The following is a 14,859-nucleotide window of genomic DNA, read 5'->3' on the forward strand; positions in this document are numbered from 1 at the left end:
GAATCCGCCGACTTCGGTGGGGCAGGACAGCCTGAGTCCCGTTCCCCTGTCCGATTGGCCACGATGGGGACATCGCCGATGGGAAAGGGGCACGGGATCTGGGAACCTACACGGCGGCGGTTGGGTTACGTCTGGGCCATGTCCACGAAGCGGCTGTAGTGGCCCTGGAAGGCGACGGTGATCGTGGCGGTGGGGCCGTTGCGGTGTTTGGCGACGATGAGGTCGGCCTCGCCGGCGCGGGGGGACTCCTTTTCGTAGGCGTCCTCGCGGTGGAGCAGGATCACCATGTCCGCGTCCTGCTCGATGGAGCCGGATTCGCGGAGGTCGGAGACCATCGGCTTCTTGTCGGTGCGCTGTTCGGGGCCGCGGTTGAGCTGGGAGAGGGCGATCACCGGGACTTCGAGCTCCTTGGCGAGGAGCTTGAGGTTACGGGACATGTCGGAGACCTCCTGCTGGCGGCTCTCCGGGCGGCGGGAGCCGCCGGACTGCATCAGCTGGAGGTAGTCGATGACGACCAGCCGCAGGTCGTTGCGCTGTTTGAGGCGGCGGCACTTGGCCCGGATCTCCATCATCGACAGGTTCGGCGAGTCGTCGATGTAGAGCGGCGCCTCGGTGACGTCGGACATCCGGCGCGCGACCTTCGTCCAGTCGTCGTCGGTCATCGTGCCGGAGCGCATGTGGTGCAGCGCGACCCGGGCCTCCGCGGAGAGCAGCCGCATGGCGATCTCGTTGCGGCCCATCTCCAGCGAGAAGATGACGCTGGGCATCTTGTTGGCGATCGAGCAGGTGCGCGCGAAGTCCAGCGCCAGCGTCGACTTGCCCATTGCCGGGCGCGCGGCGATGACGATCATCTGACCGGGGTGCAGCCCATTGGTGAGCGAGTCCAGGTCCGTGAAGCCGGTCGGCACCCCGGACATCTGGCCGCTGCGCGAACCGATCGCCTCGATCTCGTCGAGCGCGCCCTCCATGATGTCGCCGAGCGGCAGATAGTCCTCCGAGGTCCGCTGCTCGGTGACCGCGTAGATCTCCGCCTGGGCGTTGTTGACGATCTCGTCGACATCGCCGTCGGCCGCGTATCCCATCTGCGTGATCCGGGTGCCGGCCTCGACCAGGCGGCGCAGCACCGCCCGCTCGTGGACGATCTCGGCGTAGTACTCGGCGTTGGCGGCGGTCGGCACCGCGTTGACGAGGGTGTGCAGATAGGGCGTGCCGCCGATCCGGGCGATCTCACCGCGCTTGGTGAGTTCGGCCGCGGTGGTGATCGGGTCGGCGGGCTCACCGCGGGCGTAGAGGTCGAGGATCGCGTTGTAGATGGTCTCGTGCGCCGGGCGGTAGAAGTCCGCGCCCTTGAGCACCTCCACCACGTCGGCGATGGCGTCCTTGGAGAGCAACATGCCGCCGAGGACGGACTGTTCGGCGTCCAGGTCCTGCGGGGGCACCCGCTCGAAGCCGCCGTTCTCCCCGAAGCGGCCCGAACTCTCCTCGCCCGCGCCCTTCTTGCGGAACGGGCTGACCGCCGGCGGCTCGTCCGGCGGCATCTCCCAGTGGTCGTCGGCGGGTTCGGGCTGGCTCATCCGGGGTTGGCTCATTCCCGTCACCCTCCCTCCGTCCGACCGGTCCTTCCGGACCCCGCGTGCGTGCCACTCTTTCACGGCACGGCTACCAGAACCGCGCCACCCGGCCGCCGCGAAACAGGCGCGTCGGGTACGTCGGGAAGGCTCCACGGTAGGCCCCCGGGGCACCCGGACCAACCCCGTTATCCACAGGGGGTGTGGACGGCGGCCCGATACCTGTGGAGAACTGCCCCCAACCTGTGTACAGCCCTTGGGACAGCCCTGTGGACAAGCCGCCAATCGGCTGACGGCAACCGCTGTGACCTGGCACTTCTTCATCCATAGCCTGTGCAGGAGAAAAACTTTTCCGCCGCGTCCAAGATCGCCACAAACAACGCGGAGGAGATCACTCTACGCAGTCGCCCGTAATGACTGGACGCTCACTTCACCTCTTACTTGTGGACGATTATGCTGTGCCTGTGCATCCGGTCGCCGATCCTCCCGAGCAGCAGGACCCCGTCCGCCTCCCCGGATCCGTGCGCCGCCGCCACGACCGGGAGATCATCGCGCTGGCGCTGCCCGCCTTCGGAGCGCTGGTCGCCGAACCGCTCTTCGTCATGGTGGACAGTGCGGTTGTCGGCCATTTCGGCACCGCCCAGCTCGCCGGTCTGGGCGTGGCCGCCGCGCTGCTCACCACCGCGGTCAACATCTTCGTCTTCCTCGCCTACGCCACCACCGCCGCGGTCGCCCGCCGGGTCGGCGCCGGCGACCTGTCCGCGGCGCTCCGGCAGGGGGTGGACGGCATCTGGCTGGCGCTGCTGCTCGGCGCCGCGGTGATCGCCGTCGTCCTGTCCACCGCGCCCGGCCTGGTGGACCTCTTCGGCGCCTCCGGCACGGCCGCCCCGTACGCCACCACGTATCTGCGGATCAGCTCCCTGGGCATCCCGGCGATGCTGGTGGTGCTCGCCGCCACCGGAGTGCTCCGCGGCCTCCAGGACACCCGCACCCCGCTTTACGTGGCTGTCGGCGGCTTCACCGCCAACGCCGCGCTCAACGCCACCCTGGTCTACGGCGCCGGTCTCGGCATCGCCGGCTCCGCCTGGGGCACGGTCATCGCGCAGAACGCCATGGCGGCGGTCTACCTCACCGTGGTGGTCCGCGGGGTGCGCCGCCAGAGCGGGGACACGGCCGGCGGGGACTGGTGGGCGATGCTGCGCCCGGACGCCGCGGGCATCCGGGCCTGTGCCAAGGCCGGCGTCCCGCTGCTGGTCCGTACCGTCAGCCTGCGGGCGGTGCTGCTGATCGCCACCGCGGTGGCCGCCGGGCTCGGTGACACCGAGATCGCCGCCCACCAGATCACCCTCACCGTCTGGTCGCTGCTGGCCTTCGCGCTGGACGCCATCGCCATCGCCGGGCAGGCGATCATCGGGCGCTACCTGGGCGCCGGTGACGCCCAAGGGGCACAGGCCGCCTGCCGGCGGATGATCGAGTGGGGAGTGGCCTGCGGGCTCGTGCTGGGACTCCTGGTGGTGGCGGGCCGGCCGCTGATCGGGCCGCTCTTCACCTCGGACCCCTCGGTACGGCACGCGCTGATGTCCGCGCTGCTGGTGGTGGCCGTCGCCCAGCCGGTCTGCGGTGTGGTCTTCGTGCTCGACGGCGTGCTGATGGGCGCCGGCGACGGGCCGTATCTCGCCTGGTCGATGCTGGTGACGCTGGCCGTCTTCACGCCGGCCGCGTTCGCCGTGCCCGCCCTCGGCTGGGGCCTGACCGCTCTGTGGTGGGCGATGACCCTGATGATGCTGACCCGGCTGGCCGCCCTGTGGCTGCGGGCCCGCTCCGGCCGCTGGATCGTCACCGGCGCGGCTCGCTGAGCGCCGAGCTGGCCCAACCAGCCCACCCAGCCCACCCGGCCCACCCCGGCTGTGGCCCGGTCACAGCCCGGGCCGTACCGAAAGAACGGGGGCGGACCTCCAAAAAAACGAGGGCCGGACCTCCCGAAATCGGGATGTCCGGCCCACTGTGTTCCACGTGGAACATTGCGCCTGTTCGCTGCCGAACCCGCCCAACGTTCCCCGTGGAACACCAACCGCACTCAGGCGGCCACGACCTCCAGGTCGAGCACAACCGCGACCTCGGGGTGCAGCCGTACCGAGACCTTGTGCGCGCCGAGCGTCTTGATCGGCGCGGTGACCTCGACCCGGCGCTTGTCGACCGCCGGGCCGCCCGCGGCCTTGATCGCCGAGGCGATGTCGGCCGGGGTGATCGAGCCGAAGAGCCGGCCGGTGTCGCCCGCCCGGGTGCTCAGCTTGACCTTGACGGACTGGAGCTGAGCCTTGACCGCGTTCGCGTCCTCCAGCGAGTGGATCTCGCGGATGCGGCGGGCGCGGCGGATCTGCTCGACGTCCTTCTCGCCACCCTTGGTCCACGCGATGGCGAAGCCCCGCGGGATCAGGTAGTTCCGGGCGTAGCCCGGCTTGACGTCGACGATGTCGCCGGCGGCACCGAGGCCGCTGACCTCGTTGGTAAGGATGATCTTCGACATGCTTCGGTCACCCTTCCTTATCGAGCGGTCGACGTGTACGGCAGCAGCGCCATCTCACGGCTGTTCTTCACGGCCGTGGCGACGTCACGCTGGTGCTGAGTGCAGTTGCCGGTGACGCGGCGGGCACGGATCTTGCCACGGTCAGAAATGAACTTCCGCAGCATGTTCGTGTCCTTGTAGTCCACGTACACGGTCTTGTCCTTGCAGAACGCGCAGACCTTCTTCTTCGGCTTGCGCGGAGGCGGCTTCGCCATGGTGTTTCTCCTATGAGATCAAGAAGTTGTGGAGGTCCGCCCTTAGAAGGGCGGCTCGTCCGAGTAGCCGCCGCCGGAGGAACCGGAGCCGCCGCCCCAGCCACCACCGCCGCCACCGGCCGGGGCACCCCCGGCCTGGCCACCGCCGGCCGGTGCACTGGTCGCCCAGGGGTCGTCGGCGGGAGCACCGCCGCCGCCCTGGCCGCCCCAGGAACCACCGCCCTGGCCGCCGGCACCGCCACCGCCGTAGCCACCCTGCTGACCGCCGCGGCCGCCGCCACCGCTGGTCTTGGTGACCTTCGCGGTGGCGCTCCGCAGGCTGGCGCCGACCTCGTCGACATCCAGCTCGTAGACCGTCCGCTTGACGCCTTCACGGTCCTCGTACGACCGCTGCTTCAGGCGGCCCTGCACGATGACGCGCATGCCGCGCTGGAGCGACTCGGCGACGTTCTCAGCCGCCTGCCGCCAGACCGAGCAGGTCAGGAAGAGGCTTTCGCCGTCCTTCCACTCATTGGTCTGCCGGTCGAAGGTACGGGGAGTGGACGCGACGCGGAACTTCGCGACCGCCGCACCCGACGGGGTGAAGCGCAGCTCGGGGTCGTCGACGAGATTGCCGACGACCGTGATGACGGTCTCGCCTGCCATGGGATGACCTCTCTGGTGACTGCTGCTACTCGGGGGCCCGGACTAGTGCAGTTCCGGACGGAGGACCTTGGTCCGCAGCACCGACTCGTTCAGGTTGAGCTGACGGTCGAGCTCCTTGACGACCTCGGGCGAGGCCTTGAGGTCGACGACCGAGTAGATGCCCTCGGGCTTCTTGTTGATCTCGTAGGCGAGACGACGACGGCCCCAGGTGTCGACCTTCTCCACGTTGCCGCCGCCGTTGCGGACGACGGCGAGGAAGGACTCGATCAGCGGGGAGACAGCGCGCTCCTCCAGATCGGGGTCGAGAATGAGCATGAGCTCGTAGTGACGCATAGGGGAACCCACCTCCTTTGGACTCAGCGGCCACGGCATTTCCGTGGCAGGAGGGTTTGTGCTTTGCGTCGCAACGGTAGCGCGGGCCACTGACACTGCCGCCCGAAGACCTCGGGTCGGCCTGATCGTGCCCGCGCGGAGAACCGGTGCAGACCGTACAGACTACCCGGGCTGGTCCCCCGGGTTGAAATCCGGTCCCTAATGCCCGCAATCTGTACACATCGGGTGTGTAGGGCGCTACCTTGCGCCATTGCTCCGTCACGGAGGTGCCCCATGGCACAACAGCACGCGGCACAGACCCACCGGGCCGACCGGGCCCGTCGTCCCAGTCCCTTCTCCCTCAACTCCGACGGCCGGCGTCATCCGCTGGAGAACTCCCTGGTCCTGGTCACGCTGGCGCTCGGCTTCGTCGCCTCCATCACCGCGGGATTCGACTTCCTGCACGCGGTGGCCGCGTGGACCGGTGTGGCCGGCCTGCTGACCGGTGCCTGGGGCCAGTACATCTCGGTGACGACCTCGGAGCGGTACGGCTTCATCATCGGGCTCGGCATGTCGGGGATCGGCTTCTACATCGGCATGGCACACGGCGGGTTCGTATAGACCCCGGATCCAGGCCGCGCGGCCGGCCCCCGGTCAGGCCCCCGGCCAGGCCGCGCGGCCACGCCGTCCGGCCACCGCCCGCCCGGTCCCGGTACCTCCGGTGGCCGCAGCAGGTAGCGGGGGCGCTCCCCCCTCGCAGTAGGCTTCGGGCCAGTAAAGCCCGCTGTCTGAGCATGGGGAGCGCCCCGCATGAGCCTGACCCTGAGGACCATCAGCCGCGAGCAGCACCTGGCGTACATCCAGAGCCTGCCGTCGGCGAGCCACTGCCAGGTCCCGGCATGGGCTGATGTGAAGAACGAGTGGCGGTCGGAGAGCCTCGGCTGGTTCGACGAGAAGTCCGGCCAGATGGTCGGCGCCGGCCTCGTTCTCTACCGGCAGCTCCCGAAGGTCAAGCGGTACCTGGCGTATCTCCCCGAGGGCCCGGTCATCAACTGGTACGCGCCCAACCTCGACGAGTGGCTGCAGCCGATGCTCGCCCACCTCAAGTCGCAGGGTGCCTTCACCGTGAAGATGGGCCCGCCGGTGATCATCCGCCGCTGGGACGCCACCGCGGTCAAGGCGGGCATCGCCGATCCTGACGTCAAGCGGCTGCGGGACGTGGAGGCCACCTTCATCGAACCGCGGGCCTTCGAGGTGGCCGAGCGGCTGCGCCGGATGGGCTGGCAGCAGGGCGAGGACGGCGGGGCGGGCTTCGGCGACGTACAGCCGCGCTACGTCTACCAGGTCCCGCTGGAGAACCGCTCGCTCGACGACATCCTCAAGAACTTCAACCAGCTGTGGCGCCGCAACATCAAGAAGGCCGAGAAGGCCGGCGTGCAGGTGATCCAGGGCGGCTACGACGACCTGGCGGTCTGGCAGCAGCTCTACGAGATCACCGCCGAGCGCGACCACTTCCGCCCGCGCCCGCTGTCGTACTTCCAGCGGATGTGGACCCGGCTCAACGCCGAGGACCCCAACCGGATGCGGCTCTACCTGGCGGTGCACGAGGGCGAGGCGGTGGCCGCGGCCACCATGCTCACCGTCGGCCGCCACGTCTGGTACTCCTACGGCGCCTCCGCCAACCACAAGCGGGAGGTCCGGCCCTCCAACGCGATGCAGTGGCGGATGCTCCGGGACGCGTACGCGATGGGCGCCAGCGTCTACGATCTGCGCGGCATCAGCGACTCCCTGGACGAGAGCGATCATCTGTTCGGCCTGATCCAGTTCAAGGTGGGCACCGGCGGCCAGGCTGCCGAATACTTGGGCGAGTGGGATTTCCCGCTCAACAAGCTGCTCCACAAGGCACTCGACATCTACATGTCGCGCCGCTGACCGGCCGACTCGCACAAGGAAGGTCTTGACCAGGCCATGGCGCTCACCCTGTACGTCGACTCCGCACGCTGGCGTGCCCACCATCAGTCCGTGGTTGACCAGTTCCCCGGCATCGTGCCGGTCTGCAAGGGGAACGGCTACGGCTTCGGCCACGAGCGGCTCGCCGACGAGGCGACCCGGCTGCGGGCCGGCATGCTCGCCGTCGGCACCACGTACGAGGCGGCCCGGATCAAGGACTTCTTCGGCGGCGATCTGCTGGTGCTGACCCCGTACCGGCTCGGCGAGGAGCCGGTACCGCTGCCCGACCGGGCGATCCGCTCGGTCTCCTCGGTGGAGGGCGTACGCGGCCTGGTGGGCGCCCGGGTGGTGATCGAGGTGATGAGCTCCATGCGGCGGCACGGCGTCGCCGAGGACGACCTGGTGAAGCTGCACACCGCGATCGACGACGTGCGGCTGGAGGGCTTCGCCATTCACCTGCCGCTGGACCGTACCGACGGCAGCGAGGCGGTGGAGGAGGTCTTCGCCTGGATGGAGCGGCTGCGGGCCGCCCGGCTGCCGCTGCACACCATGTTCGTCAGCCATCTGAAGGCCACCGAGCTGGCCACGCTCCAGCAGCAGTTCCCGCAGACCAAGTTCCGGGCCCGGATCGGCACCCAGCTGTGGCTCGGCGACCACGACGCCACCGAGTACCGCGGCGCGGTGCTGGACGTCACCCGGATCGCCAAGGGCGAGCGGTACGGCTACCGGCAGGAGAAGTCGGCGGCGGACGGCCACCTGGTGGTGGTGGCCGGCGGCACCTCGCACGGCGTCGGCCTGGAGGCTCCCAAGGCGCTGCACGGGCTGATGCCGCGGGCCAAGGGCGTGGCGCGGGCCGGCCTCGCCACCGTCAACCGCAACCTGTCGCCCTTCGTGTGGGCCGGCAAGCAGCGGTGGTTCGCCGAGCCGCCGCACATGCAGGTCTCGATCCTCTTCCTGCCGAGCGACGTGGCGCCGCCCGCGGTCGGCGACGAGCTGGTGGCGCATCTGCGGCACACCACGACCCAGTTCGACCGGGTCGTGGACCGCAACCCCTCCTGAGAACCGCTCAGCGCCCGTTGCCGGGGTCGTAGACGCCCTCGGGCGCCTCGGGCCCGCTGCTCGGTCCGTGCGCCCAGGCCGCGTGCTTGGGCGCCTCATAGGGCGCCGGGCGCAGCACGAACGCGTCAGGGGCGCCGTCCAGCACCCCGCCCGCCGGGTCGTCCTGTCCGTCCTGCCGCAGCACGTCGTGCTGCGGCAGCAGGATGTCCCGCACCACCAGGGCGCACAGGTAGAGCACGCCGATCAGGTGGACGGCGATGGCCAGGTGGTACGCGTCGGCGGTCAGCCCGTGCCGCTTGGTCCCGCTGACGTACGCCAGCCGCATCCAGATGCCGAGGAAGTACAGCACCTCCGTGCCCTGCCAGATCAGCAGGTCCCGCCAGCGCGGCCGGGCCAGCACCGCCAGCGGCAGCAGCCACAGCACGTACTGCGGTGAGTAGACCTTGTTGCTGATCAGCAGCGCGGCCACCGCCAGGAAGGCGAGCTGGCCGACCCGGGGGCGGCGCGGGGCGTAGAGCGCCAGCCAGGCGATGCCCGCGCAGAGCAGCAGCATCACGGCGGTGCCGTACGCGTTCACGCCGGAGAGCGGATTGCCGGAGCGCTCCATGATGATCAGCCAGAAGGAGCCGTAGTCGGTGTGCCGCTCCTGGCTGAAGGTGTAGAACTGCGCCCAGCCGTCGGGTGCCAGCAGCATCACCGGCAGGTTGACCACCAGCCAGGCCACTACGGCGCCGGCCAGTGCGCCGCCCCACTGCCGCATCCGCCCGGCCCGCAGGCACAGGATGAACAGGGCGGCCAGCAGCAGCACCGGATAGAGCTTGGCCGCGGTGGCCAGGCCGATCAGCACCCCGGCGGGCACCACCTTGCCGCGTGACCAGAGCATCAGGCCGGCGGCGGCCAGCGCGACCGCGAACAGGTCCCAGTTGATGGTGGCGGTCAGCGCCAGCGCGGGGGACAGGGCGATGAACAGGCCGTCCCAGGGGCGCCGCCGGTTGGTCCGCGCCACGCAGACCACCAGCACCACCGCGCAGATCATCAGCATCGCCGAGTTGACGATCCAGTAGATCTGCGCGCTGTGCTGCGCCGTGCCGTGCGGGGTGAGCCAGGACGCGACCTCCATGAAGAGGCCGGTGAGCACCGGGTACTCCAGGTAGTGGATGTCCGGCGAACTGCTCATCGCATCGGGGATGCGGTCGAAGTACGGCACCAGGTCGGCGGCGAAACCGCGCTGCGCGTACAGGTGCGGAATGTCGGAGTAGCAGGCGTGGATGTACTGGGCGTCGCCGCCCTGGAACCAGCCGCTGGAGTAGCAGGACGCCTTCTGCACCATGCCGAGCGCGAACAGGCCGATCACGACCAGGACCATCACCCGCAGCGGATTCCACCAGCGGTGCCCGCCGACGGCGGCCCAGCGCCCGGCCGGGCCGCCGATCAGATCACTGGCCGCGGTGGCCAGGGGGTCCTCTTCGGTGGGCCGCACGGGGGGCTCTCGCCGGTCGTCCTCTGCACGGTCGTGCACGCTCGTCATGGCGCCATCCTGCCGTACGTGACTGTGCGGGCGAGAGCCCCCGTGTCAGTTCTCGGGCGTCACCCTCCCGGTTTGGTGGGTCCGCGGCCCGGCTGGGTGTCGGTCGGTGTCGCGGTCGGCGAATCGGTCGGGCTCGCCGGTGGGGTGGTCGTGCCGCAGCTCTGCCACGGGAAGCAGGGCTGGGTCGGCGTGTCCGAGGGGGTCGGCCCGGTCGGCGGGGTGTCCGTCGGCGTGGGCGGCGGCGTGGTGGCCGGCGCGGTGGTCGGCGGAGCCGTGGTCGGGGTCGGGGTGGTCGCCGTCGGGGTGGGCGTCGGGCTCGGCACGTTGCCGTAGATGACGTCGCCGACCTTCGAGGCCGGCTTGTCGAACGGCAGCTTCGGCTCCGTGGCCAGCGCCGCGTTCATGTAGTCCTTCCAGATCTGCGCGGGGAAGGAATTACCGTGGATCTTCGTGACGCCGGCGGTGCCGAACATCGACAGGAACGGGTTGACCTTCACCTTGCCGGTGGCCTTGTCCACGTGCGACTGGTCGTCACGCCGGAACATCACGACCGAGGTGGACAGCTGCGGCGTGTAGCCGTCGAACCACGCCGACTTGTTGTCGTCGGTGGTACCGGTCTTGCCCGCCGCGATCCGGCCGCCGTCCAGCTGCGCGGTGGTACCGGTGCCCTTCTTGACCACGTCGGTGAGCATGCCGGTGATGGTGTCCGAGACCAGCGAGCTGAAGGCCTGCTTGGACTCGTCCTTGTGCGACCAGAGCGTCGAGCCCTCGTGCACCACGCTCTTCACCGAGAACGGGTCGTTCTGCACGCCGTGGTTGTCGAACGTCGCGTAGGCGTCGGCCATCCGGATCGCGCTGGGCGAGGAGGTACCGATGGAGTACGTGACGCTGTTCTTGTAGTCGAGCAGGCCGTTGGAGGCGTCCGCGACCAGTCCTGCCTTGATGGCGGCCTCGTGCACCAGGTCGGTGCCGACGTCCTGGCCGAGCTGGACGTACGGGGAGTTGAGCGAGTCGTCGAGCGCCGTGCGGAGGGTGACCTTGGGGACGCTCTCCCCGTCGTCGTTGGGCTGGCGCCACTGGATCTTCTGGCCCTTGTCGTCCAGTCCCTCCCATGGCTTGCCGGTGTAGTCGTTGATCAGCTGGTTGTCCTTGCCGCTGAACCAGCTGTCCGGGGAGACGACCGTCCGCTCGTCGTCGCTCTGGACCGGTCCCTTCTTCGGATCCCGGATGCCGTGGGTCATCGCGGCCGCCAGGACGAAGGGCTTGAAGGTCGAACCGACCTGCGCGCCGGTCTCGTCTGCGTTGTTGGTGAAGTGCTTGGTGGCGTCCTCACCGCCGTAGATGGCGAGGATCGCGCCGTTCTTCGGGTTGAGCGAGGCGCCACCGAACTGGACGAACTGGTCCATGTCCTCGCCGTCGGCGTTCTTGTGCGCTCCGCCGGGTTTGATGTTGGCGTCGCGGACCTTCTTGACCGCTGCGGTCAGCGCGTCCACCTTCGGTTTCTGGAAGGTGGTGTGGATCTCGTAGCCGCCCTGGTTGAGCTGGTCCTGGGTGAGCACCTTCTTGTTGATCAGGTACTGATTGGCCAGCGTCACCATGTAGCCGATCTGCCCGGCCATCTGCGCGTTCTGCTTCTGCGGCAGCGGCATCGGGTACTTGGTGTACTTCGCCCGGTCCTCGGGCGACATCCGCTTGTTCTTGACTTCCTGGTCCAGGATCCAGGACCAGCGCTCCTGCGAGTTCTGCAGGTTGCTCGCCGCGGTGGCGCTGGGGTCGATCCCGGGGTTGCCCGCCGGGTCGAAGTACGTCGGGCCCTTGAGCAGTGCGGCGAGGACGGCGCACTGGCTGGGGTTGAGCTTCGCCGCGTCGACGCCGTAGTACGTACGGGCCGCCGCCTGGATGCCGTAGGCGCCGCGCCCGAAGTACGAGGTGTTGAGGTACCCCGCCATGATCTCGGACTTCTTCATGGTCGCGCCGACCTTTATGGAGATGAAGAGTTCCTTGAACTTGCGGGTGAAGGTCTGCTGCTGGTTGAGCCGGGTGTTCTTGACGTACTGCTGGGTGATGGTCGAGCCGCCCTGCGTCTCGCCGCCCTTGGCCATGTTGAACAGCGCGCGCCCGATACCCATCGGGTCGACGCCCCGGTCGGTCTCGAAGGTCTTGTTCTCCGCCGAGATGACCGCGTCCTGCATCGCCTTCGGGATGGCGTCGATGCTGATGATCTGGCGGTTGACATCACCGCCGGTGGCGATCATCTGGTGGCCGTCGTCCCAGAGGTAGACGTTGTTCTGCGCCGTGGCGGCGAGATTGACGTCCGGGACCCCGACCATGGCGTAGGCGATGCCGACCAGGCCGAGGAGGGTGCCGGCGAAGCCGATGAACACCGCGGTCACCTGCCGCCATGACGGCATCCACCGGCGCCAGCCGTCCTTGCCGTAGCGCGGGTAGTCGATGAACCGTTTCTTGGCCGGCCGCCGGCCGGGGGCGCGGCCGCCACGGCCCGCCGGGCCGCCGGGACCCCCGGGGCCGCTGCCCGCGCCGCCCTTGCGCCGGGCGGCCCGGCCGCCCTGTGCGGCGCGGCGGGCGGCGGCGCGGCCCTGGTACGGCTGCTGGTCTTCACCGCGCGGGGGACCGCCGGCGCTGGGTCCGCCGGCCGGGCCGCCGGAGGCGTGGCCGGCGGGCGGCTGCCCGCCCGGCGCGGGGCCTCCTGCGGCTCGCCGCCCGCCGGACGGCGGGGGCGTCGGCTGCTGCCCTCCGCGTCGGGCGGCAGCCCGGCCGCCCGGGGGCGGCGATGACTGCGGCAGCTTGCGACGGTGCTCGCTCATGAACAGCTACTCCTCGACAGGCGGGGTCGCCTGAAGGCAACGATGACATTCGGGTCGGTCCCCCTGCGTGCGACTGAGTCGGGTCGCACCGCACCGAGGATCAAGACGCATGCCGGCGTCACGGGGTTCCCGGTGCTTCGCATGCCGAACAGAGTACGCACGACCAAAAGGCGCTCGACACGAACGATCAACGCATAACGGGCGGTTGACAGCCCACACATCCCCCGATGTGACACCGGTCACCGCCGCGCGCCTTGCATGATGTGTCGGGCCGTTCTATCGTCTCGATGTATCGACTCGATACATCGGGTCGAGACAGTGAGAACACGGTAGCCGGACCGGGACGAGCCGCGGCACGCGGATCGGTACGCGGACGAGGGGACGAGGGATTGAGCAAGCGCTCCGGAATCCTCGAGTTCGCGATTCTCGGACTGCTTCGGGAGTCCCCGATGCACGGCTACGAGCTGCGCAAGCGGCTCAATACCTCGCTCGGGGTGTTCCGCGCCTTCAGTTACGGGACTCTGTATCCCTGCCTGAAGACGCTGGTCGCCCAGGGATGGCTGATCGAGGAGACGGCTGCGGACAGCGATCCGCTCGCCGCGCCCCTGGCCGGCCGCCGGGCGAAGATCGTCTACCGGCTGACGGCCGCGGGCAAGGAGCACTTCGAAGAGCTCCTCGCCCACTCCGGTCCCGACGCCTGGGAGGACGAACACTTCGCCGCTCGTTTTGCCTTCTTCGGCCAGACGTCGAAAGACGTCAGGATGCGCGTCCTGGAAGGACGGCGCAGCCGTCTGGAGGAGCGTCTGGAGAAGATGCGCGCCTCTTTGGCGCGCACCCGTGAGCGGCTCGACGACTACACGCTCGAGCTGCAGCGGCACGGCATGGAATCGGTGGAGCGCGAGGTCCGCTGGCTCAACGAGCTGATCGAGACCGAGCGGACCGGCCGCGTCGAGCAGCCGGCCGCCGAGCAGGACCACGACCACAACAACCAAGAGAACGGCGGCCGACCCGGAGACCGGGGAACCGCGTGACGATTACACAGGGAGCAACCGGTATGGGTTCGGTTCGCGTAGCCATCGTTGGCGTAGGCAACTGCGCCTCGTCGCTGGTGCAGGGTGTCGAGTACTACAAGGACGCCGACCCGGACGGCAGGGTGCCTGGGCTCATGCACGTGCAGTTCGGCGAATACCACGTGCGTGACGTCGAGTTCGTGGCCGCCTTCGATGTCGACGCGAAGAAGGTCGGCCTCGACCTCGCGGACGCCATCGGCGCCAGCGAGAACAACACGATCAAGATCACCGACGTCCCGCAGACCGGTATCACCGTGCAGCGTGGCACCACCCTCGACGGGCTCGGCAAGTACTACCGCGAGACCATCGAGGAGTCCGCCGAGACCCCGGTCGACGTGGTCCAGGTCCTCAAGGACCGCGAGGTCGACGTTCTGGTCTGCTACCTGCCGGTCGGCTCCGAGGACGCGGCGAAGTTCTACGCGCAGTGCGCCATCGACGCCAAGGTCGCCTTCGTCAACGCCCTTCCGGTCTTCATCGCCGGTACCAAGGAGTGGGCGGACAAGTTCACCGAGGCCGGTGTGCCGATCGTCGGTGACGACATCAAGTCCCAGGTGGGCGCGACCATCACGCACCGCGTGCTGGCCAAGCTCTTCGAGGACCGCGGTGTGGTCCTGGAGCGCACCATGCAGCTGAACGTCGGCGGCAACATGGACTTCAAGAACATGCTGGAGCGCGAGCGCCTGGAGTCGAAGAAGATCTCCAAGACGCAGGCCGTCACCTCGCAGATCCCGGACCGGGACCTCGGCGCCAAGAACGTGCACATCGGCCCGTCCGACTACGTCCAGTGGCTCGACGACCGCAAGTGGGCGTACGTCCGCCTTGAGGGCCGCGCCTTCGGTGACGTCCCGCTGAACCTGGAGTACAAGCTGGAGGTCTGGGACTCCCCGAACTCCGCGGGTGTCATCATCGACGCGGTGCGCGCCGCGAAGATCGCCAAGGACCGCGGCATCGGCGGCCCGATCCTCTCCGCGTCCTCGTACTTCATGAAGTCCCCGCCGGTGCAGTACTACGACGACGAGGCCCGCGACAACGTGGAGAAGTTCATCCGCGGCGAGGTCGAGCGCTGATCTGCCGGCTTCGGCTGATGTGAAAGGCCCCGGGGCGTGCCCCCGGGGCCTTCG

At 69.1% G+C, this 14,859-nt stretch carries 13 protein-coding genes; 6 read left to right on the top strand and 7 right to left on the bottom strand.

The window, feature by feature from the left end:
* Positions 1-125: 125 nt before the first annotated feature.
* Complete coding sequence (gene dnaB, locus OG552_RS17900; protein WP_329134102.1) at positions 126-1,574, bottom strand: replicative DNA helicase; 1,449 nt, start codon at positions 1,572-1,574, stop codon at positions 126-128.
* Positions 1,575-2,026: 452 nt separating this feature from the next.
* Here dnaB and OG552_RS17905 point away from each other — a divergent pair, with 452 nt between their 5' ends.
* Positions 2,027-3,424: an MATE family efflux transporter gene (locus OG552_RS17905; RefSeq protein WP_443070962.1), complete on the top strand. Its 1,398-nt coding sequence runs from the start codon at positions 2,027-2,029 to the stop codon at positions 3,422-3,424.
* A 221-nt stretch (positions 3,425-3,645) separates the two neighbouring features.
* On the opposite strand, the gene rplI is transcribed toward OG552_RS17905, so the two are convergent.
* The 4 genes from rplI to rpsF are packed head-to-tail and all read right to left on the bottom strand — an operon-like array spanning position 3,646 to position 5,327.
* On the bottom strand, positions 3,646-4,095 hold the full coding sequence (gene rplI / locus OG552_RS17910) for a 50S ribosomal protein L9 (protein WP_329134104.1): 450 nt from the start codon (positions 4,093-4,095) through the stop codon (positions 3,646-3,648).
* 17 nt (positions 4,096-4,112) lie between these two features.
* The gene (gene rpsR, locus OG552_RS17915) at positions 4,113-4,349 is read right to left on the bottom strand and encodes a 30S ribosomal protein S18 (RefSeq protein ID WP_031512678.1); all 237 of its coding nucleotides are present in this window, start codon (positions 4,347-4,349) and stop codon (positions 4,113-4,115) included.
* A 42-nt stretch (positions 4,350-4,391) separates the two neighbouring features.
* Entirely contained in the window at positions 4,392-4,994 is a 603-nt protein-coding gene (locus OG552_RS17920) for a single-stranded DNA-binding protein (RefSeq protein ID WP_329134106.1), read from the bottom strand.
* Positions 4,995-5,036: 42 nt separating this feature from the next.
* Positions 5,037-5,327 (bottom strand): 30S ribosomal protein S6, encoded by a 291-nt coding sequence (rpsF, locus tag OG552_RS17925; RefSeq protein WP_329134108.1) that lies wholly within the window; start codon positions 5,325-5,327, stop codon positions 5,037-5,039.
* Between the two features lie 273 nt (positions 5,328-5,600).
* Here rpsF and OG552_RS17930 point away from each other — a divergent pair, with 273 nt between their 5' ends.
* From OG552_RS17930 to OG552_RS17940, 3 genes are all read left to right on the top strand, one after another.
* Positions 5,601-5,927 (top strand): hypothetical protein, encoded by a 327-nt coding sequence (locus OG552_RS17930; RefSeq protein ID WP_329134110.1) that lies wholly within the window; start codon positions 5,601-5,603, stop codon positions 5,925-5,927.
* Positions 5,928-6,116: 189 nt separating this feature from the next.
* Positions 6,117-7,238: a lipid II:glycine glycyltransferase FemX gene (locus tag OG552_RS17935; protein WP_329134112.1), complete on the top strand. Its 1,122-nt coding sequence runs from the start codon at positions 6,117-6,119 to the stop codon at positions 7,236-7,238.
* A 36-nt stretch (positions 7,239-7,274) separates the two neighbouring features.
* A complete protein-coding gene (locus tag OG552_RS17940) occupies positions 7,275-8,315 on the top strand; it encodes an alanine racemase (protein WP_329134114.1) in 1,041 nt (346 codons plus the stop codon).
* Positions 8,316-8,322: 7 nt separating this feature from the next.
* Here OG552_RS17940 and OG552_RS17945 read toward each other — a convergent pair whose 3' ends face one another.
* Both OG552_RS17945 and OG552_RS17950 read right to left on the bottom strand, forming a co-directional pair.
* Entirely contained in the window at positions 8,323-9,843 is a 1,521-nt protein-coding gene (locus OG552_RS17945; RefSeq protein WP_329134115.1) for a glycosyltransferase family 87 protein, read from the bottom strand.
* A gap of 59 nt (positions 9,844-9,902) precedes the next feature.
* Positions 9,903-12,668: a transglycosylase domain-containing protein gene (locus OG552_RS17950; RefSeq protein ID WP_329134117.1), complete on the bottom strand. Its 2,766-nt coding sequence runs from the start codon at positions 12,666-12,668 to the stop codon at positions 9,903-9,905.
* 389 nt (positions 12,669-13,057) lie between these two features.
* Here OG552_RS17950 and OG552_RS17955 point away from each other — a divergent pair, with 389 nt between their 5' ends.
* Positions 13,058-13,699, top strand: a complete 642-nt coding sequence (locus OG552_RS17955; protein WP_329134119.1) for a PadR family transcriptional regulator — start codon at positions 13,058-13,060, stop codon at positions 13,697-13,699.
* A 23-nt stretch (positions 13,700-13,722) separates the two neighbouring features.
* The gene (locus OG552_RS17960) at positions 13,723-14,805 is read left to right on the top strand and encodes an inositol-3-phosphate synthase (RefSeq protein WP_329134121.1); all 1,083 of its coding nucleotides are present in this window, start codon (positions 13,723-13,725) and stop codon (positions 14,803-14,805) included.
* Positions 14,806-14,859: the final 54 nt, after the last annotated feature.

It is taken from the genome of Streptomyces sp. NBC_01476 (assembly GCF_036227265.1).
Lineage (GTDB): Bacteria > Actinomycetota > Actinomycetes > Streptomycetales > Streptomycetaceae > Actinacidiphila.